The sequence below is a fragment of the Aeromonas sp. QDB17 genome (assembly GCF_027705305.1).
Lineage (GTDB): Bacteria > Pseudomonadota > Gammaproteobacteria > Enterobacterales > Aeromonadaceae > Aeromonas > Aeromonas caviae.
This window is the reverse complement of the sequence record NZ_JAPDBP010000010.1, coordinates 1-25,629: the sequence shown is the minus strand read 5'-3', so window position 1 is coordinate 25,629 and position 25,629 is coordinate 1. Positions and strand designations below refer to the sequence as shown.

Sequence of the window (25,629 nt, the reverse complement as noted above, 5' to 3'; positions counted from 1 at the left end):
TGAACCTCTGCCTTATGTCTCGCTATCTTACCGAACTGGATGATGAGCTGTGCTGGTTTCCCTCCCCCAGCCATGCGCTGGAAGAGCCCAACGGGCTGCTCGCGATTGGGGGAGATCTCTCCCCCGCTCGATTGCTGGCAGCTTACCACAGCGGGATCTTTCCGTGGAATGAACCCCATCAGCCACTGCTGTGGTGGTCACCGGACCCCAGGGGCGTCATCGTGCCCGAGGAACTCCACATCGGCCGCAGCCTGCAGAAGTGTTTGCGCCGCACCCCCTTCGAGATTTACATCAATCGCGCCTTTGATGACGTCATTGCAGCCTGCGCCGCCCCCCGTCGCACCGCCAGCGGCACCTGGATAAGTGCCCCCATGATCGACGCCTATCGGCGCCTTCATCGCCTCGGTCATGCCCACTCCATCGAGATCTGGCAGGATGATCAGTTGCAGGCAGGTCTCTATGGCCTCTCCCTGGGCCGACTCTTTTGTGGTGAATCCATGTTCAGCCGCATCGACAATGGCGCCAAACTGGCCATGGTGGCCCTCTGTCGCCACTTTGCAGGGCACGGCGGTGCCCTCATCGACTGCCAGATGCAAAACGACTTTCTGGCCACGCTGGGCGTCCAGGAGTGGCCAAGGCAGCGCTTTCTGACCACCCTGGCCACCCTGACCCGGCAACCGTTGCAAGAGGGATGCTGGCAACCGAGGAGAATCAGCCTATGAGTGAAGAAGTGATCCTCAAGGTCGGGCTGACCCCCAGGCACCCGTGCAGCTACCTCGGTCACGAGCAGGAGCAGTTGCTGGTCCTGATGGACCATGAACTGCTCAACGCCGCCGGGTACGAACGGCTGCTGACGGCAGGATTCCGGCGCAGTGGCAACGACATCTATCGTCCTCACTGCCCCGCCTGCAGCGCCTGCCAATCCTTGCGCATACACAGTGAACGCTTCATCCCGAGTCGTGGGCAGAAACGCATCCGCCAGTTGAACCGGGATCTCGAACTCGTGCTGAGCTATGACGACAAGCCCGAGTATTACCAGCTCTATGAACGCTATATCCGTGAGCGCCATAGGGATGGCAGCATGTATCCACCGAGCCGGACCCAATACAAGGGGTTCCTGCACTGCGACTGGATGCCCCCCCTTTATCTGGAGATACGCAAGGAGGGACGCCTCATCGGCGTGGCCACCACGGACCTGCTTCCCCACTCTCTGAGCGCCATGTACACCTTCTTCGACCCCGACTATGCCGATCGGTCGCTCGGCACCTTCGCCATCCTGAGCCAGTTGGAACTGGCCAGACGTACCGGTCGTCAGTGGCTCTATCTGGGGTATCTGGTGGAGGAGTGCCGCAAGATGAATTACAAGCGCCAATACCTGCCCCATGAGCTGCTGGTACAGGGCGAATGGAAAAAAATCGACACCAAGCCCGAGTAAACTTTACACATAGCCTTAAATCCGGCATGATCCAGCGGTTTTTTGTTGTGGCTTATCAAGAGGATTCAATGGCTAAAGAAGACAGTATTGAGATGCAGGGTACCATTCTCGAAACCTTGCCCAATACCATGTTCCGTGTGGAACTGGAAAATGGTCACGTGGTTATCGCTCATATTTCCGGCAAGATGCGCAAAAACTACATCCGTATCCTGACTGGGGACAAAGTAACGGTGGCTCTGACTCCGTACGATCTCTCCAAGGGACGTATTGTTTTCCGCTCTCGCTAAGCCAGGAATTCAGCAAAAAACCCCAGCCTCTCGGTTGGGGTTTTTTGTCATTTCCGGCCTTGCTCACAGTCAGTGAGAGACAGCTTCAACGTTGACCTGAAAATCAAAGCTGAGGCTGTTGTTCACCAGCTCGACCTTCACAATGCCGCCATCGACCAGGGAACCGAACAGGATCTCGTTGGCCAGGGGCTTCTTGAGGTGCTCCTGAATGACCCGGCCCATGGGTCTTGCCCCCATTGCCCTGTCATACCCTTTCTCTGCCAACCAGTGGCGCGCCTCTTCAGACACCTCCAGTGAAACGCCCTTGGCATCCAGCTGAACCTGCAACTCGACGATGAACTTGTCGACCACCTGATGGATCACTCCCATGTCGAGATGGTTGAACCAGATGGTGTGATCGAGCCGGTTGCGGAACTCCGGACTGAACGTCTTGTTGATCACCGCCATGGCATCGTGGCTCATGTCCTGCTGCTGGAAGCCGATGGACTTGCGCTGGGTTTCCTGAACCCCTGCGTTGGTGGTCATCACCAGGATCACATTGCGAAAATCTGCCTTGCGCCCGTTGTTGTCCGTCAGGGTACCGTTGTCCATCACCTGCAGCAGCAAGTTGAAGACATCCGGATGCGCCTTCTCGATCTCGTCAAGCAGCACGACGGAGTGCGGATGCTTGAGAACGGAGTCAGTCAACAGCCCTCCCTGCTCGAATCCCACGTAACCGGGAGGAGCCCCGATCAACCGGGACACGGTATGGCGTTCCATGTATTCCGACATGTCAAATCGCAATACCTCGACCCCGAGCGCCTTGCCCAGTTGCTGGGTCACTTCGGTCTTGCCCACCCCGGTCGGGCCGGCAAACAGGAAGCAGCCCACAGGTCGGCGTTCGTTGCCAAGCCCTGAACGTGACAACCGAATGGCATCGGTCAGCACCTCGATGGCCTTGTCCTGCCCGAACACCACCATCTTGAGATTGCGCTCCAGGTTCTTCAGCACCTCCTTGTCGGAGGAGGAGACAGATTTCTCGGGAATACGGGCAATCTTGGCAACAATGGCCTCGATTTCCGGCACATTGATCACCTTCTTGCGCTTGCTGACGGGCAAGAGGCGTTGCCCTGCACCCGCTTCGTCGATGACGTCGATGGCCTTGTCAGGCAGATGGCGATCATTGATGTACTTGGCGGAAAGCTCCACCGCCGCCCGGATCGCCTTGACGGTATAACGCACGCCATGGTGAGACTCATAACGGCTCTTGAGTCCCATCAGAATGCGAGTGGTGTCGTCTACTGTGGGTTCGACGATGTCGATCTTCTGGAAGCGACGAGCCAGAGCCCTGTCCTTCTCGAAGATCTGGGCATATTCCTGGTAGGTGGTGGAGCCCACGCAGCGCAGCAAACCATTGGAGAGCAGCGGCTTGATGAGGTTGGCCGCATCCAGCTGGCCACCGGAAGCCGCACCAGCGCCAATGATGGTGTGGATCTCGTCGATGAAGAGGATGGCCCCCTCCTGACGTTCAATCTGCTTGAGCAGCACCTTGAGGCGCTTCTCGAAGTCACCACGATACTTGGTGCCCGCCAGCAGGGAGCCCATGTCCAGGGAGTAGATGGTGCTACCCGCAATCACCTCGGGCACATCCCCCTTGACGATACGGTAGGCAAGCCCTTCGGCGATGGCGGTCTTGCCCACACCGGCTTCCCCGACCAGCAAGGGGTTGTTCTTGCGACGGCGGCACAATACCTGAATGGTGCGATTGAGCTCCTGATCACGGCCGATGAGCGGATCGATACGCCCCTCCAGCACCAGCTGGTTGAGATTGGTGGCAAAGCTTTCTATCTGGGCAGAGGATACCTCGTCATCAGATTCCGCATTGTTACCACCACTCTCGGGCTTGTTGTCCTTGCGCACCCCGTGGGACAGGAAGTTCACCACATCCAGGCGACTTATTTCGGCTTTTTTCAGGAAGTAGGCGGCCTGGGACTCTTGTTCGCTGAAGATGGCGACCAGGACATTGGCGCCGCTCACCTCGGTATTGCCGGACGACTGGACATGGAAGACGGCACGTTGCAGTACGCGCTGGAAGCCCAGCGTCGGCTGGGTTTCCCTGTCTTCGTCGTCACGGGGGATGAGCGGAGTCGTTTGATTGATGAAGGCGCGGATCTCTTTGCGCATCTGTTCCACATCCGCACCACATGAACTCAGCGCCTCATGGGCTGAGCTGTTATCCAGCAGGGCCAACAACAGGTGCTCGACGGTCATGAATTCGTGGCGCTCGTCACGGGCCAGCTTGAAAGCCTCGTTCAGCGTCTTTTCTAGATCTTTGTTCAACATAGGCACCTCCCCTCAGTACAGCAACAATGCGGTGTCGTTATCGCCATCAAGTCATCAGATTCAAGCCTTTTCCATGGTACATAGCAGTGGATGTTCGTTGTTACGTGAATAAGTGTTGACCTGGACCACTTTGGTCTCGGCAATCTCGGCGGTAAATGTGCCGCAGACTCCCTTACCACTATAATGCACGCTCAGCATCACCTGAGTGGCCTTCTCCAGATCCATACCAAAGAACCTTTGCAGCACCTCCACCACGAACTCCATCGGTGTGTAGTCGTCGTTGTTCAGGACGACCTTGTACATGGGTGGCGGTTGCAGCTTCGTTTTCTCTGCCTCTGCAATCTCTTCATTAGCAAAGAGTTCTTTCTGCTTGCTCATAGTTGCGCTTTGGTACCTCTAGATTACTACCGTGTCGCTCAAGATTGTCAATAGACTTGTTAACCAGATCACATCGGTTGTTAACAACTTCTTGACTCGCTTAAAAGTTGGACTAGATTGGTTACTTGCTAATCGGCGCCCGTCTGCTACGGGGTCATGCCCTAGTTATATAAGGCTGGCGCAGGTTACTCAACGACTTCAGGGTAATCAATAAAAGGATGTAGATGTATGGCAACCGGAACAGTCAAGTGGTTCAACAACGCAAAAGGATTTGGGTTTATCTGTCCGGAAGGCGGTGGTGAAGACATCTTCGCTCACTACTCCACGATTCAAATGGAAGGTTACAAGACCTTGAAAGCAGGTCAGGCAGTCAACTTTGAACTGCAGCAGGGGCCGAAAGGAAATCATGCCTCTGTCATCGTGCCAAACGAAGCACAGAACATCTAAGAGTCAAACTGGATAAATTAAAAAGCGGCATCCCAAGGGATGCCGCTTTTTTATGGACAGGCACGAAGAGGGGAACAAGAAAGGCCAGGCCTTCCTTGTTCCCTGCTGCAGCTACCTCAGCGGGCCAGCAGGATGTTCAGCATGCGACGCAGCGGCTCGGCGGCGCCCCACAGCAGTTGGTCACCCACGGTAAAGGCGGCCAGGTACTCCGGGCCCATATTGAGCTTGCGCAGACGACCGACCGGGATGCTGAGGGTGCCGGTGACGGCGGCCGGGGTCAGCTCGCGGGCGGTGATGTCGCGATCGTTGGGGATCACCTTGACCCAGTCGTTGTGAGCGGCCAGCAGGGCTTCGATCTCGGCCAGCGGCACATCTTTTTTCAGCTTGATGGTGAAGGCCTGGCTGTGGCAGCGCAGGGCGCCGATGCGCACGCACAGACCATCCACCGGAATGGCGGCGTTTTCGATGCCCAGGATCTTGTTGGTCTCGGCCTGGCCTTTCCACTCTTCACGGCTCTGGCCGTTGTCGAGCTTGGTGTCGATCCAGGGGATGAGGCCACCGGCCAGCGGCACACCGAAGTTGTCCACCGGCAGGGTGCCGGAGCGGGTCTTCTCGGTGATCTTGCGCTCGATGTCGAGGATGGCGGAGGCGGGATCCGCCAGCTCCACCGCCACTTCATCCCGCAGCATGCCCATCTGGGTGACCAGCTCGCGCATGTGGCGGGCACCACCACCGGAGGCCGCCTGATAGGTCGCCACGCTCACCCACTCCACCAGATCGGCCTTGAACAGGCCACCCAAGGCCAGCAGCATCAGGCTGACGGTGCAGTTGCCGCCAACGAAGGTCTTGATGCCGTTGTTCAGGGCATGTTCGATGACGTCGCCGTTGACCGGATCCAGGATGATAACCGCGTCCTTCTCCATGCGCAGGGAGGAGGCGGCGTCAATCCAGTAGCCCTGCCAGCCGGCGGCTTTCAGGCGCGGATAGACATCCTTGGTGTAGTCGCCGCCCTGGGCGGTGATGATGACGTCCTGTGCGGCCAGCGCCTCGAGATCGAAGGCGTCCTGCAGGGTGCCGGCATCGACGCCAAAATTGGGGGCGGCCTCACCGGCCTGGGAGGTGGTGAAGAAGGTGGGTTGAATGCGGGCAAAATCCTTCTCTTCCTGCATCCGGCTCATCAACACCGAACCCACCATGCCACGCCAACCGACCAAACCTACTTTTTTCATAATGTCCTACCCTGGATAGCTGCTTATAGAAATCGTGTGTGGAACCCGTGACCCCCTGCCTTGGCGCCAGCCGTTTACAAGGGATTCACAATATATGAGTTGCAAAAAATGCGTCTGTCCACATTACGGATTGTGACGGCGGGCGCAAGTCGAATTGCGCAATATTCTGTGCCATTCGCTGCAATATCCGTCGGCCTGGCCGACCTGCGGGCAGCCGGTTGGCATCCAGCCTCCACTTGGGGCATCATTGAGACCGACCGGCAGCCCCGCTGCCCCTCGGGGACGGCCCCGAGGCCTCCTGATACGCAGGGACGACCCTGCTTCCTGCGGAATCTGCCTTATGTCCTGGTTGCTATTGCTGTTGGCCGGCCTGTTCGAGGTCGCCTGGGCCATCGGCCTCAAATACACAGACGGTTTCAGCCGTCCTCTCCCCACCCTGCTGACCCTGATCGCCATGGCCGTGAGCGTGCTGCTGCTCGCCATGGCGGTCAAACAGCTGCCCCTTGGCACCGCCTATGCGGTCTGGACCGGCATCGGCGCGGTCGGCACCGTGCTGATGGGGATCTGGCTGTTCAACGAACCGGCCACCCTGGCCCGGGTGCTCTGCCTGCTGCTCATCATCGTCGGCATTCTGGGGTTGAAGTTCATCGGTTAGGCGCGCTGAAAGGGCCGGGTACACCGGCCCCGACGTGGCAAGCTCCAGGGGGCGATGTCAGCCCGGCATGTTGCTGTGTTCCTCTGCTTGCTGATGTGTTCGCAGGCGGTGGGGAAAGGCGGGTGGCACAGACGTGGCATGGCGCGTGATGGCGAGCAAGATCCGCCCCATGACCGCCCGGGCGAGCATGGGGCGCCTCCTTTTATCTTTTCGTCTGCTCCTTCAATCACTCCACCAGCGTCTGCTCGATGCGGGCCCCAGGCATCATCTGCGTAAGACCGGCAATCAGCCTGTCGCCGGCCTCCCACAAGGCTGTGCGCGGCATCGGCGGCAGACACTCCAGAATGAACCACATCCGGGGGGAAGAGAGGCTCAGGCGAGTGCGGATCCCCTGGCGCCAGTTCCAGCGGCGACAGGTGACGCCGAGATCGTCCCGCCACACCACCTCTCCGGGAGCCGGTGCCTCCTGGGTTGGCAGCCCTTCTTTGAGGGTGTCAAAGCATTCGCTGCCATCGGCAATCACCAGGCGCGGCGCTCCCACATAGGCCGCCAGATCCTCCCCGCCCACGGGAATGGCATACTCGATGCTGATGGCGTTGTAGAGATCCACCACGGGATCGATGGCGGGCAAGGCGCCATCGCGCAGCACCCGCTTGCGCAGTGCCTGGGCCGAGCAGGGCGTGCGGGCAGGCTTGGCGCCAAACCCTTTGAACACCTGATCCCAGGCGGCCAGATGTTCAAGGGCCCAGGGGGCCTCGTCGGTGCCAAGGGCCGCACATGCCCGGGCCAGGGCCCGCTCCCCCACCAGAGTGTCAATCACGGGGGCGGCTTCCACCACGATGCTGAGGGCACAAAAGCCTGGCGCCAACCTGGCTATCTCGGGGTCGATACGGGGGATCATCGGGAACATTCAGCACTCCTGGTCAAGGCTCATCAAGACGGGGTGGCGGAACGGGCGCAGGCGCTCCCTCTTTTCCTCCCCCCACCAACGGTTGAAACCATGATGAAGGGCACAGGGTCATAATAAAATTTACTTTATCTTAATTGTGTTAAGTAAAACTGATGGCCCAACCCTCTTTCCCATGAAAAATCACCGCCCCGCAGCGCACCGCCCGGCCCCACTACCACACCCCGCCAATCCTATGCAGACCTGGGCAAGCCCACACCATTGCCCTGGCCGCTTTCCCCGTCACTCATGCTATTATCTGCGTCCAAACATGAGCCCATAAAATCAGGACATTGTGATGACCGACCACACTTTTATTCCCGGCAAGGACGCAGCGCTGGAAGACTCCATCGAACGCTTCCAGACCAAGCTGCAAGCCCTGGGGTTTGATATCGAAGAGGCCTCCTGGCTCAACCCCGTGCCCAACGTCTGGTCCGTGCACATCCGGGACAAGGAGTGCGCCCTCTGCTTCACCAACGGCAAGGGTGCCAGCAAGAAGGCGGCCCTCGCCTCCGCCCTTGGCGAGTATTTCGAGCGTCTCTCCACCAACTACTTCTTCGCCGACTTCTACCTGGGCGAGCAGGTCGCCAATGGCGACTTCGTCCACTACCCGAACGAGAAGTGGTTCCCCATCGAGGGGGATCAGCTTCCCACTGGTCTGCTCGACTCCTTCACCCGCAAGTTCTACAACCCGGACGGGGAAGTGACCGCCGACATGCTGGTGGACCTGCAATCCGGCAACGAGGAGCGCGGCATCGTCGCCCTGCCCTTCGAGCGCCAGTCCGACCACCAGACCGTCTACATCCCGATGAACATCGTCGGCAACCTTTATGTTTCCAACGGCATGAGCGCCGGCAACACCCGCACCGAGGCCCGCACCCAGGGGTTGTCGGAGGTGTTCGAGCGCCACGTGAAGAACAAGATCATCGCCGAGGCCATCAGCCTGCCCCAGATCCCGGGCGAGGTCATCGCCCGTTACCCCGGCATCAAGGCGTCCATCGATGCACTGGAGGCCGAAGGCTTCCCCATCTACAGCTTCGATGCCTCCCTCGGCGGCCGTTATCCGGTCATCTGCGTGGTGCTGCTCAACCCGAGCAACGGCACCTGCTTTGCCTCCTTCGGCGCCCACCCGCGCTTCGAAGTCGCCTTCGAGCGCACCGTCACCGAACTGCTGCAAGGGCGCAGCCTCAAGGATCTGGGCGTCTTCGTGCCGCCGTCGTTTGACAACGAGCAGGTGGCGGATCACCACAACCTGGAGACCCACTTCATCGACTCCTCCGGCCTCATCAGCTGGGATCTGTTCAAGGAAGAGTCCGACTTCGAGTTTGCCGACTGGGACTTCCGTGGCACCTCGCAAGAGGAGTTCGACCACCTGATCGGCATCTTCCACGAGCTGGAGCAGCCGGTCTACATCGCCGACTACGAGCACCTGGGTGTCTACGCCTGCCGTATCCTGGTGCCCGGCATGTCCGACATCTATCCGGTGGAAGATCTGCTGCTGGCCAACAACACCATGGGGGCCCACCTGCGGGAAACCATCCTGGCGCTGCCGGCGCTCGAGTGGGACGCAGAGCAGTACATGGCCCTGTTCGACCAGCTGGATGAAGAGGGTCACGACGAGCGGACCCGGGTGCGTGAGCTGCTCGGCATCGCCGCCGCCAAGGGCACTGCCCTGCACACCCTGCGGGTGGGCGAGCTCAAAGCCATGCTGGCGCTGGCCGCAGGCGACCTGGAGAGCGCCCTCGACCTCATCGACTGGACCATGGAGTTCAACCAGTCGGTGTTCCCGGCGGATCGCGCCGCTTACTACCGTGCCCTGCGCGCCTGCGTCGAGCTTTTCCTCGACGAGGATCGCGACCCCGAGCAGTACCGCCCGGTGTTCGCCCGCATGTTCGGGGAAGAGACCCTGGCACAGGCGTGGGCCAACGCCCGCGGCGAGGCGCGCTTCCACGGTCTGGAAGCCGCCGATCTCTCCCTCTCCCAGTTCCCGCTGCACCAGAAACTGCTGGCCGCTTACGAGAAATTGCAAAAAGCCAAACGAATCCACACCTGGAACTGATATGCTAGCGTGACGAAGGGGCCTTATGGCCCCTTCTGTTTTATGGTCTACGCTTTGGCTGGCCGTGCCACAAAGATGAAATAAAAGACAAAAAATACCTCTTAGGGGGTTGTTAATTTGGCACTCATGGTGCAGTGCGGCTGCACAGGTGCCTTGCCGGTACGTTTTTCAGGGCGCCCTTTATAAGTTCTTAAAAATCATAAAATTAATAACAGACTCATTTCTGTTTCACCTGAAACCTGGTGTAAAGAAACGCTTCCGGATGGCGAAAAATCCTGTAGTAAAATTACATTCACAATCTGTAATTCTTGATCGGAGTCAATTTTGGGGATCAGCCCCTTTGTTATGATTTCCACAGGCAAAATATGCAGGTACTGAGAATTGAAAGCAGAATCTCCCTTTGATTGTCTGAAGCCCGAAGCCATCGCCGCCCTGGCCGAAGACATTACCTATGCCAAGGCCACCAAGCCCGCATACAAGGTCATTCCCCTGGCCATCACCGCTGGCGCCTTCATCGCCATCGCCTTCGTCTTCTATATCACCGTCACCACGGGCTCAAGCGGCATGGCCTGGGGCATGTCCAAGTTGGTGGGCGGCATCTGCTTCTCCCTCGGTCTCATCCTCTGCGTCCTGCTCGGCGCCGAACTGTTCACCTCCACTACCCTCACCCTGGTAGCCAAGGCGGCGAATCGCATCAGCTGGGCCCAGTTGCTCAAGAACTGGGGACTGGTCTACTTCGGCAACCTCATCGGCGGTCTCATCATCGTCGGCCTCATCATCATGTCGGCGGAATACACGGCAGCGGATGGTCAGTGGGGGCTGAACGCCATGAAAGTGGCCCAGCACAAGATCCATCACACCTTCTTCGAGGCCGTGGCCCTTGGCATCCTCTGCAACCTCATGGTGTGTCTCGCCGTGTGGATGGCCTTCGGCGCCCGCAGCGCCACCGACAAGGTGATGGTGATGCTGCTTCCCGTCGCCATGTTCGTGGCCTCCGGTTTTGAGCACAGTATTGCAAACATGTTTATGATCCCGGTCGGTATCGCCATCCACAGCGTCGCGAGCCCGGAATTCTGGCAGGCCATCGGCCAGGATCCGGCGACCTTTGCCGACCTGACCGTGTCCAACTTCGTCCTGCACAACCTCATCCCTGTCACCATCGGTAATATCATTGGTGGTGGCGTCATGGTTGGGCTGACTTACTGGTTTATCTTCCGTCGCCATCATTAAGGATGGCGGCAGACACATAAATACCTTGAGAGGTAATGAAAATGGCAGAACTTAACGAACAGTTCCAAAAAGCATGGGAAGGCTTCGCAGCCGGTGAATGGCAGACCTCTGTCAACACCCGTGACTTCATCCAGAAGAACTACACCCCGTATGAAGGTGACGAGTCCTTCCTGGCTGGCGCGACCGAAGCCACCACCAAGCTGTGGGACAAGGTCATGGAAGGCATCAAGATCGAGAACCGCACTCACGCGCCGGTCGATTTTGATACCGACCTGCCCTCCACCATTACCGCTCACGATGCCGGCTATATCGACCAGAGCCTGGAGCAAATCGTTGGTCTGCAGACCGACAAACCGCTCAAGCGCGCCATCATCGCCAACGGCGGTATCAAGATGGTCAAGACCTCTTGCGAAGTGTACGGTCGCCAGCTTGACCCCATGGTCGAGAAGATCTTCACCGAGTACCGCAAGACTCACAACCAAGGCGTGTTCGACGTCTACACCAAAGACATCCTGAACTGCCGCAAGTCCGGCGTCATCACTGGTCTGCCGGATGCCTACGGCCGTGGCCGTATCATCGGTGACTACCGTCGTGTTGCCCTCTACGGTATCGACTTCCTGATGGCTGACAAACTGGCCCAGTTCAAGTCCCTGCAGGCTGACCTGGAAAACGGTGTCAACCTGGAAGCCACCATCCGTCTGCGCGAAGAGATCTCCGAGCAGCACCGTGCCCTGGCCCAGATGAAGGTGATGGCTGCCAAATATGGCTGCGACATCTCCGTACCGGCCAAGACCGCCAAAGAAGCCGTCCAGTGGACCTACTTCGCCTACCTGGCGGCAGTCAAGTCCCAGAACGGCGCGGCCATGTCCTTCGGTCGTACCTCCAGCTTCCTGGACATCTACATCGAGCGTGACCTGCAAAAAGGCCTGATCACCGAGCAAGAAGCCCAGGAGCTGATGGACCACATGGTCATGAAGCTGCGTATGGTTCGCTTCCTGCGTACCCCGGAATACGATTCACTGTTCTCCGGCGACCCGATGTGGGCCACCGAGACCCTGGCCGGTATGGGCGTTGACGGCCGTACCCTGGTCACCAAGAACAGCTTCCGTATGCTGAACACCCTGTACACCATGGGCCCGTCCCCTGAGCCGAACCTGACCATCCTGTGGTCCGAGAAGCTGCCGGTCGGTTTCAAGAAGTACTGCGCCAAGGTATCCATCGAGACCTCTTCCGTTCAGTACGAGAACGACGACCTGATGCGTCCGGACTTCAACAACGATGACTACGCCATCGCTTGCTGTGTGTCTCCGATGATCGTCGGCAAACAGATGCAGTTCTTCGGTGCCCGTGCCAACCTGGCCAAGACCATGCTGTATGCAATCAACGGCGGTATGGACGAGAAGCTCAAGATCCAGGTCGGTCCTAAGACCGAAATGGTCACCTCCGAGTACCTCGACTACAACGACGTGATGGACAGACTGGATCATTTCATGGACTGGCTGGCCAAGCAGTATGTCGCCGCCCTGAACATCATCCACTACATGCACGACAAGTACAGCTACGAAGCCTCCCTGATGGCGCTGCACGACCGTGACGTCTATCGCACCATGGCCTGTGGTATCGCCGGTCTGTCCGTAGCCGCTGACTCCCTGTCTGCCATCAAGTACGCCAAGGTCAAGCCGGTACGTGATGCCGATGGCGTCTCCATCGACTTCGAAATCGAAGGCGAGTACCCGCAGTTCGGCAACAACGACGCTCGCGTCGATGACATCGCCTGCGACCTGGTCGAGCGCTTCATGAAGAAGATTCAGAAGCTGAATACCTACCGCGGTGCCGTGGCTACCCAGTCCGTGCTGACCATCACCTCCAACGTGGTGTACGGCAAGAAGACCGGTAACACCCCGGATGGTCGTCGCGCCGGTGCGCCGTTCGGCCCGGGTGCTAACCCGATGCACGGCCGTGATCAGAAGGGTGCCGTTGCTTCCCTGACGTCCGTTGCCAAGCTGCCGTTCGCTTACGCCAAAGATGGTATCTCCTATACCTTCTCCATCGTGCCGAATGCCCTGGGCAAAGACATGGAAGCCCAGAAAGCCAACCTGGCCGGCCTGATGGATGGTTACTTCCACCACGAAGCCAACCTGGAAGGTGGTCAGCACCTGAACGTCAACGTGATGAACCGTGAGATGCTGCTGGACGCCATGGAAAACCCGGAGAAATATCCGCAGTTGACCATCCGCGTATCCGGTTATGCCGTTCGCTTCAACTCCTTGACCAAGGAGCAACAGCAAGACGTCATCACCCGTACCTTCACCGCCTCTCTGTAATCGCTTATTGATAAGCAAGAGCTGCAGTGAATCAAAACCGGCGCCAAGGCGCCGGTTTTTTTATGCCTGATAGTCAGGGAGCATCGGCCTGAACCTGCCGGCAAGGCCGGCTCTCCCCTCCTCTCATCCCGCCTTGTTCAGGGCCGCCCACCCGCAGCCAGACGGCGATTGATATCGGCGATGACCGGGGCGATATCCGCCAGGGTGTCGATGATGTAGTGCGCCCCCGCCGCCCGCAGTTTGGCCTCGGCCGGTACGCGCCGGGCGGCGATCTCCGCCTCGCTCATGGCGGCAAACTCGTCCCAGGTGGCGCCAAACTCGTTGCCGGAGACCGACAATCCCACCGTCCACATGCCCGCGTTCAACCCTTCGCTGATACCCGGCACGGCGTCATCTACCTTGATGCAACGATGCACGGCGCTCACTCCCAGCGCAATCACGTTGGCCAGCGCCATCCAGGGGCCGGGGCGACCACCAGCCTTGAGATCGTCGGTGGCGACCCAGTGATCCGGGCGATAACCGTGATCGGCCGCAGCAGGTACCAGCGCTTCCATCACCGGACGGGGGTAACCGGAGCAGGAGCCGATGCGCAGCCCCTGGCCCCGCAGTGCCTCCAGCACCGGCAGTACCCCGGGAATGGGTGCGGCAAAGCGGGTCACGGCGGCAATCTGCAGCGGCATAAAGGTGTGATAGAGGTGGTCCACCTCGGCGTGGCTCATGGGGTGGCCGAAGCGGGCCTGCCAGCGCGCATCCACCGAGGGCAGACGGCCGAGCGCGGCGATATGATCCCACTTGCCCAACCCCATGGGCTGGCGCGCCTCATCCAGGGTCACAGCAAAGTCATAGGTGCGGGCGAAGGCCTCGACGAAGATGGAGGTGGGGGCGAAGGAGCCGAAATCGACGACGGTGCCAGCCCAGTCGAGGATCAGCGCCTCTACGTCGGTGGTCGGGTCTGCGGCAATCTGCAAGTCAGTCATGGTGATCTTCCTGTTTCGGTGAAAGGGCGATCTCGCCGAGGGCGCGATCGAGAATGGCGATGGCGCGCACCAGATCGGCGCGAGCGATATTGAGCGGCGGCGAGAGCTGGATGACATTGCCCTGAGAGACCTTGAAGCTGAGCCCCAGCTCAAGACAGCGGTAGAGCAGCCGCTCGGCGGCCTGGCTGTTGCGGGTGCGACTCTGGTGATCGACCACCAGATCGAGCGCCCAGAGCAAACCGATACCGCGCACCTGCCCGATCAGCGGATGACGTTCGGCCAACTTGCCGAGCTCGGCCGCCATAAAACGGCCATCCTCCCACACTTTGGCCAGCAACCCCTCTTCACGGATGGTACTGATGGTGGCTAGAGCCGCCGCGCAGCCGATGGGGCTCTTCTCGTGGGTGTAGTGACCCAGTGAAATGGCCGCCGCCTGATTGAAACGATCCCGAGTGATGAGGGCAGCAAAGGGCACCACACCGCCCCCCAACCCCTTGCCAAGGCAGATGATGTCGGGCTCGATGCCGAATTCTTCAAAGCTGAACCAGTGGCCAGTGCGCCCCAGGGCATTGGGGATCTCGTCGACGATCAGCAGCACCTTGTGGCGATCGCAGATCTCCCGCACCCGCTGCCAGTAGGCCTTCGAGGGCACCTGTACATCGGTATTGCGGATCGGCTCGGCGATAAAGGCGCCGATCCCTCCCTCCTTCTCGATGACGTACTCCAGATAATCGGCGTAGTGCAGGTCATCCCCCTCCCCGCGATACCAGACGCCGCGATAACGGGTGGGCGGCGGGATGCGCTCCACACCGGCCATCAATGGGCCCATACCGGCGCGAAAACAGGCCTCGCCGCCGACCGAGATGGCATCGAGGGAGGCACCGTGAAAAGCATCCCAGAGGGACACCACCTTGCTGTTGCCGGTTATGAAACGGGCGAGCTTCAGGGCAATCCCCACCACTTCGCTGCCGCCGGGGGCGAACAACACCCGGTTGAGATCGCCGGGGGCCAGTTCGGCCAGGGTGCGGGCGCAGTCGATGGCGACCTGATGGGTGTAGCGGCGGGGCGCAAACGGCAGATCGGCGAGTTGCTGCTGCACCGCGGCCACCACCCTGGGGTGGCCGTGGCCCAGCTGATGGACGCTGTTGCCGTGAAAATCGAGATACTGTTTGCCCGATACACTGGTCAGCCAGCTCCCCTGCACGCGCTCAATCAGATCCAAACAGGGGGTGGAGAGTGCCTGATGGAGAAAGTAGCGGCTATCCTCCGCCAATCCGGCCTGTACCTCTTCGCTCTGACCTGCCCACCAGCGCGCCCGACCCTCGCCGAGGTTGATATCCCCTTCGCTGTCGGCGCGGCCGCTGCCGTGCAGCTTATGGTCGTGCTGATCGCAACCGTGAGGCGCTTGGCTCGTCATCGCGCGTCCCCTTGCCAGTAGCAGGCGCTGGCCATGGCGGCGAGCAAGCAGCGCACCCGCTCTGGCGTCACGTCGCCGATATTGCCGATACGGAAGCAATCGGCCTGGGAGACCTTGCCCGGATAGATGACAAAGCCCTGCCCCTTGAGCCGCTGGTAGAAGTCGGCGAAGCGGTAGTCCGGGTGGGTCGGAGAGTAGAAGGCGGTGATGATGGGAGACTGCCACTGCTCGGGCAGCAGCGGCGCAAAGCCGAGGGCAGCCATCCCCGCCACCAGCGTGCGCTGATTCTCGCTGTAGCGCTGATGACGGGCTTCAATGCCCCCCTCCTCATCCAGCTCGCGCAGGGCCTGGGCAAAGGCAAGCACGGTATGGGTGGGCGAGGTAAAGCGCCACTTGCCCCCCTGCTGCTCCATGGTCTGCCACTGGGCGTGCAGGTCGAGGGAGACCGAGCGAGCACGACCGGCGCAGGCCGTGAGCGCCACGCGGCGAGCGATGACAAAGCCAAAACCCGGTACCCCCTGAATGCACTTGTTGGCCGAGCTGATGAGAAACTCGATGCCAAGGCGCCCCATGTCGATGGGGATACCGCCAAAGCTGCTCATGGCATCGACGATCAGGCGAATGCCGCGGCGCTGGCAGAGCGCAGCCACCTCCTCAAGCGGATTGAGCATGCCGGTGGTGGTCTCGCAGTGCACCATGGCCAAGTGGGTGATATCGGGGTGGCGCGCCAGCATCGCCTCAATGGCGGCGGGTTCCGGGCGGGTTGTCTCGCCGCAGTCCAGCTCATGGTGGCGCAGGCCAAGACAACGGGCCATCTCCCCCATGCGGGCACCGTAGGCGCCGTTGTTGATGATCAGCAGACACTCATCGACGCCTATTGCCGAGCCCAGCACGCTCTCCACCACATAGCTGCCGCTCCCCTGCAGCAAGACGGCGCTGTAGTCACTTTCATATTCAGGGCCAGTGGCGAGGCGCACCAGCTCGCGGCGGATGGGCTCCACCACACCCTGGTTGTAGTCCGCATCCCAGGTACAGCTGTCTTGCAGCATGGCGGCGCGCACAGTCGCGGTGGTCGAGAGGGGGCCCGGGGTCAGCAGCAGGTAATCGACGGCGGCGGGGGCCGCAGGAATATGGGTCATGACTTCGCTCCTTTTGGTATATACCAGAATGAGCGCATTGTGGGTAACTGCCCCGCCAAGGTCAAAGGGGTGGCGCTGCGTGCAACAAAAAATTCATTTTCAGCGCCGGGATCGCGATAATCTAGAAAGCCTGAACCACAGACCTAACACTGGTATCTACCAACACATCTTGATGTCGCCGTTTAACCACCGGGCAGATGACCAGCCCTGTCCCAACTCATTGCACAACTTATTGCAAAACCAGGGATTTTCATGAGCAAACCCCAATACCTGCAGATCAAGGATGCCCTCGCCAACCAGATCCTGGCGGGGGGCCTGGCCCCCAACGACAAGCTCCCCTCCGAGCGGCTGCTGGGGGAACTCTATGGCACCACAAGGGTTACCATCCGCGAGGCGCTGGTGCAGTTGGAGGCGAACGGCCTTATCTATCGGGAGGATCGCCGCGGCTGGTTTGTCACCCCGCCGCGCTTTCGCTTGAACCCCAGACGCACCTCCAACTTTCACCAGATAGTGCGGGAGCAAGGGGGCGAGCCGCGCACCGAGCTGCTGGAGAAAAGCCGCCAGGCGGTGCCGCCCGCGTTGATGGCGCAGTTGCAGCTCAAGCCGTTTGACAGCCTGTTTCTGCTAAAACGGCTGCGCTACGCCAACGGGCGCGCCATCTGCTACTGCGAGAACCATTGCCTGCCTGAGCGGGTGCCCGGCCTTCTGGAGCTGGATCTTGCCGGCAGTCTGACCGAGATCTACCAGGCCCATTACGATCTCCACTACGCCCGCATGCAGGTGCGCTTCTTCCCCACCGCCCTGCCGGACGAGGTGGCCAAGGCGCTCGGGGCCACCGCCGGTCTGCCCGCCCTGCGCCTCGAGCGACTCAACTTCGATCAGCACGGCCGGGTGCTCGATTTCGATCTGGAGTACTGGCGCCACGACAGTCTGGAGATCGAGGTGGATACCCAGGATTAATCATGAACAAATCAGGGACGGCAAAACGTCACGGGGCTGTCACGGTCACGTCATAAAGATCCCCTAGCCTCTCTCTCGACCAATCTGGTTTATACCAAACCAATTTAACTGGAGAAGAGGATGAAACAGGGAACCCATCTGCTGGCCGCCGCCGTACTGGCTGCCATGACCGCCCCGGCACTGGCCGCGACCGACCTCACCGTCTACACCGCCTTCGAACCGGAGCAGCTCAACGAGCTGAAAACCGCGTTCGAGCGCCAGCATCCGGATATCAACATCAAGTGGGTGCGTGACTCCACCGGCGTGGTCACCGCCCGCTTGCTGGCAGAAAAAGCCCAGCCCAAAGCGGATGTGGTATGGGGACTGGCGGCGACCAGCCTGATGCAGCTCGATCAGCAGCAGATGCTCAATGCCTATGCACCGAAAGGGCTGGACAAGCTCGACAGCCGCTTTCGCGACAGCAAGGCCGAGCCGCACTGGATCGGTCTGGACGCCTTCTTCAGCGCCATCTGCTTCAACAAGGTAGAGGCGGAAAAGCAGGGGATCCCGGCGCCCACCAGCTGGGCAGACCTCACCAAGCCCATCTACAAGGGCAAGGTGATCATGCCCAACCCCAGCTCCTCCGGCACCGGTTACCTGAGCGTCGCCGGCTGGCTGCAGACCATGGGTGAGAAGCAGGGCTGGCAATTTATGAACGGCCTGCACCAGAACATCGACCGTTACACCCACTCGGGCTCCGCCCCCTGCAAGCTGGCCGCCAGCGGCGAGACGGTGATCGGCATCTCCTTCGACTTCCCGGCCACCAGCCTCAAGGCCAAGGGGGCCCCCATTGAGGTGGTGTTCCCGAAAGAGGGGTCGGGCTGGGATATGGAAGCCGCCGCCATCATCAAGGGCACCCCCAAGCTGGAAGCCGCCAAACAGCTGCTCGACTTTGCCGCCACCGAACAGGCCAACGCCCTCTACAACAAGTCGTTCGCAGTGGTCGCCATCCCCGATGTAGCCCAACCGAGAGCGGGCTATCCGGCTGATATCAAAGGCCAGATGATCGACAACGACTTTAGCTGGGCAGCCCGCGAGCGTAACGCCATCCTGGCCCAGTGGAGTGCCAGCTTCGACGGCAAGACCGAAGCCAAGCAGTAAGCGTGAAGGGCGGCGGTTTGTTCACGCCCCACACACAGCCACCAATAAACTGCCAGTCGAAGGCCAACAGCTGTTGGCCTTCGCTTTTTGGTTTTCACTTCCCGAGTGTGTATTGCCTTCAATTAGCGACGCTTCGCCCATCCACACAGGGCCCAACTACTTGCTGGCGACCCGATGTCATTTGACTGTCATCAAGCTGTCATCCCCCGATCACCTGAACGTCACACTTCACTCGCAAACTGGTATATACCAAATCAGTAGCGAGTCGAACCATGACCCAGCCCTATCTGGACATTCAACATCTCAACAAGCAGTTCGGTGCTTTTCAGGCCCTTAAAGGGATCTCTCTGACCATTGAGCCGGGGGAGTTTATCTGCTTTCTCGGCCCCTCCGGCTGCGGTAAAACCACCTTGCTCAGAGCCATCGCCGGGCTGGATCTGCCGGACAGCGGCGAGATCTGGCAAGGGGGGCGCAATATCTCCCGCCTGCCGCCCCAGCAGCGCGACTTTGGCATCGTGTTTCAATCCTACGCCCTCTTCCCCAACCTGACGGTGGCCCAGAACATCGCCTTCGGCCTTGAGAATCAGGGGCTGGCACGGGATCTCATCAAGGAGCGGGTCGATCACTGGCTGGGGTTGGTGGATCTCACTGCCCAATCCCACAAATACCCGAGCCAGATCTCCGGCGGCCAGCAGCAGCGAGTGGCGCTGGCCCGGGCACTGGCCCTCTCCCCCGGCCTGTTGCTGCTGGACGAACCGCTCAGCGCGCTGGATGCGCTGGTTCGCACCCACCTTCGCAGCGAGATCCGCGCCCTGCAGCAGCGCCTTGGCATTACCACCATCATGGTTACCCACGATCAGGAAGAGGCGCTGACCATGGCCGATCGCATCGTGGTGATGGAGGGCGGCCGCATCGTGCAGGTGGGCACCCCGCAGGCGATCTACCACCAGCCTGCCAGCCGTTTCGTGGCAAGCTTTGTCGGCACCATGAACTTTCTCGATGCCCTGGTGCTCGGCCCCAATCAGGTGCGCCTCAACGAGCAGCCGCTGCAACTCACCAACCGGGCCGCCGCCGGCAGCAAATTGCAGGTGGCGATCCGCCCCGAGGCGATCACCCTGAGTGCGCCGAGCGAGCTGTCTCTTGGCCAACATGGCATTGAAGCAACCATCGATCAGGTGGAGTTTCTCGGCGCCACCCAGCGCCTTATCTGCACCGCAGACACCTATCTGGGCCCGCAGCAAATTCTGGTGGAGCGCCCGACCCACGAGCTGCCCCGCCACGAACAGGGTGGCTGGCGCAGCGGCATGCGCTGCTCCCTGCACTGGCCCGCCGGGGCGATGCAGCTGTTTGAAGGAGAGCGTCCATGACAGCCCCCCTTGCGACCTCCTCCCTGCCGCCGCCAGCGACAGCCCGGCAAGACGGCCGCTGGCAGCGGCTCTGTCGCGGCTGGAGCCGGGATCAGCTGCTGCAGCTGACCCTGCTGGTGCTCGGTATCGCCCTGCTGGTGGGGGGCCTCTTGCTGCCCCTGCTCGCCATGTTGCAAAAGAGCCTGCAGGATGAGAACGGCCTCTGGGTGGGCCTTGCCAACTTCAGCGCCTACTTCGACTCCCCTCATCTGGGGCGCACCATCGCCAACACCCTCTGGCTCGGGGTGCTGATCACTGCGCTGGTGGTGACCATCGCCTTCGGCTACGCCTATGCCCTCACCCGCACCTGCATGCCGGGCAAGGGGTTGTTTCGCCTCGTCGGCCTCATCCCACTGCTGATGCCCTCCCTGCTGCCCGCCATCAGCCTGGTCTACTGGTTTGGCAATCAGGGGATCGCCAAGGGGCTGCTCGGCGGCGAGAGCATCTACGGCCCCATCGGTATCGTCATTGGCCTCGGCTTCTGGTGCTTTCCCCACGCCCTGATGATCCTTATCACTGCGCTGGGTCAGAGCGATGCGCGCCTCTATGAGGCGGCCCGGGTGCTGGGCAGCAGCGGCTGGCGCACCTTTATCACCGTCACCCTGCCCACCGCCCGCTACGGCCTGCTCAGCGCCGCCATCGCCGTCTTTACCCTCACCATCTGCGACTTCGGGGTGGCCAAGGTGATTGGCGGCCAGTACAGCGTGCTGGCCACCGATATCTACCGGCAGGTGATCGGGATGCAGAACTTCTCGCTGGGCGCCGTTGCCAGCGTCACCCTGCTGCTGCCGGCGCTCATGAGCTTTGCCCTGGAGCACAGGGTGCGCAGCAAGATGCAGGAGCAGAGCAGCACCAAGGCGGTGCCCTATCAGCCCAAACCCCATCGGCTGCGGGATCTGCTGGCGCTCGGCTGGTGTACCCTCTGGGCCCTGCTGTTTCTGGCGCTGGTGGGGATGGCCGTTTACGGCTCCCTGGTGCAGTTCTGGCCCTACAACCTCGGGCTGACGCTGGATCACTACGCCTTTGACAGCAACAGCGTCTACGGCTGGCAGCCCTTTACCAACACCTTGCAGCTGGGCCTCTATACCGCGCTGATCGGCACCGTACTGGTGATGGTGCTGGCCTGGGCACAGGAGAAGGGGCGCCACTTTGCATGGCTGCGCCAGCTGCTGCATCTGCTCGCCATGCTGTCGCTGGCGGTGCCCGGCATGGTGCTGGGGCTGGGTTACATCTTCTTTTTCAACGGCAATCCGCTCTTTGGCGGCCTATACGGCACTCTGCCGCTGATGGTGCTCTCCTGCATCATCCACTACTACACAGTGGGCCATATGACGGCGCTGACCAGCCTCAAGCAGTTGCCCAAGGAGCTGGAGCTGGTAGCCATCTCATTGCGCATTCCGCTCTGGAAGGCGTTCTGGCGGGTCACCCTGCCCGCCTCCCTGCCAGCGCTCTTGGAGATCTTCATCTATCTGTTCGTCAACGCCATGACCACCACCTCGGCGGTGATCTTCCTCTATTCGAGCGACAGCGTGCTCGCCTCCATCGCCGTGCTGAACATGGAGGATTCCGGCGATACCGCCGCGGCCGCCGCCATGGCCACCCTGATCCTGCTGGCCGCCGCCACCGTCAAGCTGCTCCAGCTCTTTTTGAGCCGCGCCCTGTTGGATCGCACCCAGCGCTGGCGCCACCCATAACCTTGTCGAGGAGTCATCATGTCCACTCTCCCCTTCTGGCTGGCCGAAGCGCTCGCCGCCGAACAACCCGCCCCCCCCACGCCACTTCACAGCCACCACGAGGTCGATGTCTGCATCGTCGGTGGCGGCTTTACCGGGCTGTGGAGCGCCATCGCCCTTAAACAGGCCGAGCCACACTTGCGCATCATGGTGCTGGAAAAAGACCTGTGTGGCAGCGGCGCCTCCGGGCGCAACGGCGGCTGCCTGCTCACCTGGTCGGCCAAATACCTGACCTTAAAGCGCCTCTTTGGCGAAGAGCAAGCCGCCTGGCTGGTGCAAAGATCCGAGCAGGCGGTACACGAGATCGCCCGCTTCTGCGAAACGCACAAGATAGAAGCACAGCTGAGGGTCGAGGGCACCTGCTACACCGCCACCAGCGAGGCCCAGCGCGGCCTGATGGAGCCGGTATTGCGGGAGCTACAGCGAGCCGACCTTAACCAGTGGCAGGCGATTGCGGAGGGTGAACTGGCGAGCCAGAGCGGCTCTCACGTCCATCTGGAGGGGCTTTACAGCCCCCACGCCGGTTCGGCGCAACCCGCACTGCTGGTGCGCGGCCTGCTGCGGGTGGCGCGGGAGCTGGGGATCGAGGTTTATGAGCACTCCCCCATGCAGCGCCTCGAAGCGGGTCAGCCTGCGCGGGTGCAGACACCGCAAGGTGAGGTGAGTGCCCGCAAGGTGGTGCTGGCCCTCAACAGCGCCATGGCGGCGCACTTTCGCGAGTTTCGCCGCAGTATCGTGCTGGTCTCCTCCGACATGGTGATCACCGACCCCGCGCCGGATGCACTGGCCGCCCAGCAGCTTGAGCACGGCCGCTCCGTGGTGGATGGCCGCACCTTTGTCCATTACTACCGCTCGACCCCGCAAGGACGGCTGATGCTAGGCAAGGGGGGCAACACCTTCGCCTTTGCCAACCGCCATCTGGCCGAGTTCGATGCGCCCAGCCGTTATCTTGCCCCCCTCACCCGCACCCTGCGCCGCTTCTTTCCGGCGCTCAAAGAGGTGCCCATCGCCGCCAGCTGGTGCGGCGCCTCCGACCGCTCAGTGGATGGCCTCCCCTTCTTCGGCCACTGGCGAGGGCAGCCCAATATCGTCTATGGCCTCGGTTATTCCGGCAACGGGGTGGCGCAGAGCTGGATCGGCGGCCAGATCCTGGCGGCGTTGGTACGCGATGAAGTGCGGGAAGCGGACAAGCCGTGGCGCGACTGCGCCCTGGTCAGCGGCCCGCGCGGCTACTTTCCGCCCGAGCCGTTTCGCTGGCTGGGGGCCATGGCGGTGCGCAACGCCATCCGGCGCAAGGAGCAGGCGGAAGATGAGAACCGCCCGGTGGCCTGGTATGACAAACAGCTGGCCAAACTTGCCGATGCGGCGGGCAAGGCGGACAAATAGGCGCCTTCGCAGCACTTTGGAAGGAGCCAGAAAGCCGAAGGGGCAGGAGAGTGATGACTCCCCTGCCCCTTCGCGGTTGGTATGGCTCGCGGCTGGCCCGAAAGACAGCCCTGGCGTTAGCTGGCCCAGGTGATGATATGGTCGGCCCAATCGCCGGCATGTACCTCATGGATCACCTTGCCGCGCACCGACTGACCGGCCTGGTGCATGGCGCTGCGGCTGCCGGTGATAAGGGGATGCCAAGTCGGCAGGGTCTGCCCCTCCGCCAGCAGGCGATAGGCGCAGGTGGAGGGCAGCCAGTTGAACTCGGCAATCTTGTCGTGGGTGATCTGCAGGCAGTCCGGCTCTTTTTTAAAGCGGTTGCCGTAGTCGGAGCACTGGCAGGTCTTGGTATTGAGCAGGTTGCAGGCCACGTTGGTGAACACCAGCTCCTCGGTATCCTCGTCAATGAGCTTGTTCAGGCAGCACTTGCCGCAGCCATCGCACAGGGACTCCCACTCGGTCATGGTCATCTGTTGCAGGCTTTTTACCTGCCAAAAGGGGGCGTTCTGCACGGGTTCACTCTGCTGCATAAAAATTGGCTCACTCAATACACTGACAAGCGCGTGGTTATACGCCCTATGGCCCGATTTTTCAAGGTTGGTGGCGGTTTCGCCTATGAACTCTAGGTCGGTATTCTGGAACAGATCAACGATCCCCACGTTACTCACATCGTCTTTTACAGCAAGACCGATTTGCCCAATCAAGGCTAAGCCTGCCATGCACTGCGAGCAAAGCGAAATGCCGTAAGCCCGGCGCCTTTGCCTGCGACATGCAGACTATTGGGTCCGCATTTTTATGACGCAAGTGATAGCCAGCCCTGATAGCGAGGAACGTTGTGCAAGGGTCAATAAGCGGGAGCTAACCCGGGTTCAGCATGACCCTTTGACCTGGACGGAGGAGGCATTAGCAACCACCGTGGCCGGCTTATTGCCCAAAACGGCGACAGATTGATTCACCAGCGAAACAGCATCAGCCAACTTGGTTGCAGCAACGTAACAATCTTGGGCTGTTTGTCACTGGTGGCTGGAGACGCTTGTGGCATAATACATTTCCCGAACGTCCGAATACGCTTCATTATTCGAACCTACGGCTAAGTAGTATAATGGAATCACTGCTCATAAAATAAATTTATGCACGGAGGCTTTCATGAAAGATAAAGAAAAAATAGCCGTATTTATTGATGCTGATAATGCACCGGCAGGTAAGATAGATATTGTTCTTTCAGAATTAGCTCGATATGGCGTTGTAAGCATTAGAAAAGCATATGGTAACTGGAAAAACCCGAATATTAAACCATGGGAAGATGTACTACACGATTATGCTATACAACCAGTACAACAATTTGATTTAACAAAGGGTAAGAATGCTACAGACATGGCATTAGTCATTGATGTCATGGACGTCATATACACAAAACACATTGACATAATATGCCTTGTATCATCAGATTGTGATTTTACACCTTTAGTTACTAGAACACTTGCTGATGGAAAATTCGTCATCGGATTTGGAGAGCGAAAAGCACCATTACCATTCGTCAATAGTTGCTCTCGATTTCTATATCTTGATGCAGAACCGGCTCTGGAACAACCCATTCAAAAACAAAGTAAAAATATAAAGGGGGACACAAAACTCATCAATTTACTCAGGCAAGCAATAGATGCTATTGGCGAAGATGATGGCTGGGCCATGCTTGGCGAGATTGGCAACCACATTTCAAACCATGCTTCATTTGATCAACGAAACTACGGATTTAGAAAACTGAGCGATCTATTCCAGTCCATCGATCTCTTCGAGATGAAAAAGACAAATGGTTCAGTTATTTGGGTTAGAGACAAAAGAAAAGCAAAACAACTGAATAAGTCCACGACGCCCTTACAATCCGCAGCAAGTAAAAACTAATCATAAGTCTCTATGGTCGAAAAACGAAACGAGCTCTGACACGCAAAATATACTCCCTAATAAATGCAGCTAATAAGCTGGCATCTTCGTTAGGGAGTTAACTGAAGTGATAAAATAAACCATCACCTCGCTAAAAGATGTAATGACCCACTGAAATCCTGCTCAGGTCATAATGAGTGGAGATCACAGACATGAGCATCACGATGGATGAAGAA

22 protein-coding genes are annotated in these 25,629 nt (G+C 59.8%); 14 read left to right on the top strand and 8 right to left on the bottom strand.

The genetic code is table 11. The features are described 5' to 3' along the window. Window positions 1–14 precede the first annotated feature (14 nt). The 3 genes from aat to infA all read left to right on the top strand — a co-directional run bounded on the left by aat (window position 15) and on the right by infA (window position 1,722). Entirely contained in the window at window positions 15–722 is a 708-nt protein-coding gene (gene aat / locus OKC41_RS10195) for a leucyl/phenylalanyl-tRNA--protein transferase (RefSeq protein WP_039039162.1), read from the top strand. Then, window positions 719–1,435, top strand: coding sequence for an arginyltransferase (locus OKC41_RS10190; RefSeq protein ID WP_167825493.1), 717 nt, complete (start codon window positions 719–721; stop codon window positions 1,433–1,435). The genes aat and OKC41_RS10190 overlap by 4 nt, the downstream gene beginning before the upstream one ends. Before the next feature lie 68 nt (window positions 1,436–1,503). Continuing rightward, complete coding sequence (gene infA / locus OKC41_RS10185; RefSeq protein WP_005300033.1) at window positions 1,504–1,722, top strand: translation initiation factor IF-1; 219 nt, start codon at window positions 1,504–1,506, stop codon at window positions 1,720–1,722. Between the two features lie 69 nt (window positions 1,723–1,791). Here the strand turns inward: infA and clpA are convergent, their stop codons facing one another. Beyond that, the gene (clpA, locus tag OKC41_RS10180; RefSeq protein WP_010674511.1) at window positions 1,792–4,044 is read right to left on the bottom strand and encodes an ATP-dependent Clp protease ATP-binding subunit ClpA; all 2,253 of its coding nucleotides are present in this window, start codon (window positions 4,042–4,044) and stop codon (window positions 1,792–1,794) included. A gap of 60 nt (window positions 4,045–4,104) precedes the next feature. After that, on the bottom strand, window positions 4,105–4,422 hold the full coding sequence (clpS, locus tag OKC41_RS10175; protein ID WP_005325410.1) for an ATP-dependent Clp protease adapter ClpS: 318 nt from the start codon (window positions 4,420–4,422) through the stop codon (window positions 4,105–4,107). Window positions 4,423–4,650: 228 nt separating this feature from the next. Between clpS and cspD the strand changes: the two genes are divergently transcribed. Continuing rightward, entirely contained in the window at window positions 4,651–4,869 is a 219-nt protein-coding gene (cspD, locus tag OKC41_RS10170; RefSeq protein WP_010674510.1) for a cold shock-like protein CspD, read from the top strand. A 116-nt stretch (window positions 4,870–4,985) separates the two neighbouring features. Here cspD and asd read toward each other — a convergent pair whose 3' ends face one another. Beyond that, window positions 4,986–6,098: an aspartate-semialdehyde dehydrogenase gene (gene asd / locus OKC41_RS10165; protein ID WP_039039005.1), complete on the bottom strand. Its 1,113-nt coding sequence runs from the start codon at window positions 6,096–6,098 to the stop codon at window positions 4,986–4,988. Window positions 6,099–6,438: 340 nt separating this feature from the next. On the opposite strand from asd, the gene sugE reads away from it, so the two are divergent. After that, on the top strand, window positions 6,439–6,753 hold the full coding sequence (gene sugE, locus OKC41_RS10160) for a quaternary ammonium compound efflux SMR transporter SugE (RefSeq protein ID WP_041215293.1): 315 nt from the start codon (window positions 6,439–6,441) through the stop codon (window positions 6,751–6,753). A 226-nt stretch (window positions 6,754–6,979) separates the two neighbouring features. On the opposite strand, the gene OKC41_RS10155 is transcribed toward sugE, so the two are convergent. Next, complete coding sequence (locus tag OKC41_RS10155; RefSeq protein ID WP_201894180.1) at window positions 6,980–7,663, bottom strand: B3/4 domain-containing protein; 684 nt, start codon at window positions 7,661–7,663, stop codon at window positions 6,980–6,982. Between the two features lie 334 nt (window positions 7,664–7,997). Between OKC41_RS10155 and ycaO the strand changes: the two genes are divergently transcribed. The 3 genes from ycaO to pflB all read left to right on the top strand — a co-directional run bounded on the left by ycaO (window position 7,998) and on the right by pflB (window position 13,312). Next, entirely contained in the window at window positions 7,998–9,758 is a 1,761-nt protein-coding gene (ycaO, locus tag OKC41_RS10150; RefSeq protein WP_201894182.1) for a 30S ribosomal protein S12 methylthiotransferase accessory factor YcaO, read from the top strand. Between the two features lie 381 nt (window positions 9,759–10,139). Continuing rightward, window positions 10,140–10,988, top strand: a complete 849-nt coding sequence (focA, locus tag OKC41_RS10145; protein ID WP_010674505.1) for a formate transporter FocA — start codon at window positions 10,140–10,142, stop codon at window positions 10,986–10,988. Window positions 10,989–11,029: 41 nt separating this feature from the next. Next, the gene (gene pflB, locus OKC41_RS10140; protein WP_010674504.1) at window positions 11,030–13,312 is read left to right on the top strand and encodes a formate C-acetyltransferase; all 2,283 of its coding nucleotides are present in this window, start codon (window positions 11,030–11,032) and stop codon (window positions 13,310–13,312) included. A 137-nt stretch (window positions 13,313–13,449) separates the two neighbouring features. Here pflB and phnX read toward each other — a convergent pair whose 3' ends face one another. Genes phnX through phnW form a run of 3 tightly spaced genes read right to left on the bottom strand, consistent with a single transcriptional unit; the run spans window position 13,450 to window position 16,845 of the window. Further along, a complete protein-coding gene (gene phnX / locus OKC41_RS10135) occupies window positions 13,450–14,289 on the bottom strand; it encodes a phosphonoacetaldehyde hydrolase (protein WP_201894184.1) in 840 nt (279 codons plus the stop codon). After that, on the bottom strand, window positions 14,282–15,706 hold the full coding sequence (locus OKC41_RS10130) for an aspartate aminotransferase family protein (RefSeq protein ID WP_201894186.1): 1,425 nt from the start codon (window positions 15,704–15,706) through the stop codon (window positions 14,282–14,284). Before OKC41_RS10130 ends, phnX begins: the two co-directional genes overlap by 8 nt. Further along, window positions 15,703–16,845: a 2-aminoethylphosphonate--pyruvate transaminase gene (gene phnW / locus OKC41_RS10125; protein ID WP_201894194.1), complete on the bottom strand. Its 1,143-nt coding sequence runs from the start codon at window positions 16,843–16,845 to the stop codon at window positions 15,703–15,705. The genes OKC41_RS10130 and phnW overlap by 4 nt, the downstream gene beginning before the upstream one ends. A 252-nt stretch (window positions 16,846–17,097) precedes the next feature. Here phnW and phnR point away from each other — a divergent pair, with 252 nt between their 5' ends. The 5 genes from phnR (at window position 17,098) to OKC41_RS10100 (ending at window position 23,470) form a co-directional block, all read left to right on the top strand. Continuing rightward, entirely contained in the window at window positions 17,098–17,805 is a 708-nt protein-coding gene (gene phnR / locus OKC41_RS10120; RefSeq protein WP_139737217.1) for a phosphonate utilization transcriptional regulator PhnR, read from the top strand. A 120-nt stretch (window positions 17,806–17,925) separates the two neighbouring features. Further along, window positions 17,926–18,945, top strand: a complete 1,020-nt coding sequence (locus tag OKC41_RS10115; protein ID WP_139737218.1) for a putative 2-aminoethylphosphonate ABC transporter substrate-binding protein — start codon at window positions 17,926–17,928, stop codon at window positions 18,943–18,945. 272 nt (window positions 18,946–19,217) lie between these two features. Next, window positions 19,218–20,312 carry a putative 2-aminoethylphosphonate ABC transporter ATP-binding protein gene (locus OKC41_RS10110; protein ID WP_270671958.1) on the top strand — a complete coding sequence of 365 codons (1,095 nt, stop codon included), beginning with the start codon at window positions 19,218–19,220 and terminating at the stop codon, window positions 20,310–20,312. Continuing rightward, the gene (locus OKC41_RS10105; RefSeq protein WP_270671957.1) at window positions 20,309–22,045 is read left to right on the top strand and encodes a putative 2-aminoethylphosphonate ABC transporter permease subunit; all 1,737 of its coding nucleotides are present in this window, start codon (window positions 20,309–20,311) and stop codon (window positions 22,043–22,045) included. Before OKC41_RS10110 ends, OKC41_RS10105 begins: the two co-directional genes overlap by 4 nt. Before the next feature lie 18 nt (window positions 22,046–22,063). Continuing rightward, entirely contained in the window at window positions 22,064–23,470 is a 1,407-nt protein-coding gene (locus OKC41_RS10100) for an FAD-dependent oxidoreductase (RefSeq protein WP_201894200.1), read from the top strand. Window positions 23,471–23,586: 116 nt separating this feature from the next. Here OKC41_RS10100 and OKC41_RS10095 read toward each other — a convergent pair whose 3' ends face one another. Then, window positions 23,587–24,042 (bottom strand): YcgN family cysteine cluster protein, encoded by a 456-nt coding sequence (locus tag OKC41_RS10095; RefSeq protein ID WP_201894202.1) that lies wholly within the window; start codon window positions 24,040–24,042, stop codon window positions 23,587–23,589. A 616-nt stretch (window positions 24,043–24,658) separates the two neighbouring features. On the opposite strand from OKC41_RS10095, the gene OKC41_RS10090 reads away from it, so the two are divergent. Next, window positions 24,659–25,414, top strand: coding sequence for an NYN domain-containing protein (locus OKC41_RS10090; protein ID WP_201894204.1), 756 nt, complete (start codon window positions 24,659–24,661; stop codon window positions 25,412–25,414). Window positions 25,415–25,629: the final 215 nt, after the last annotated feature.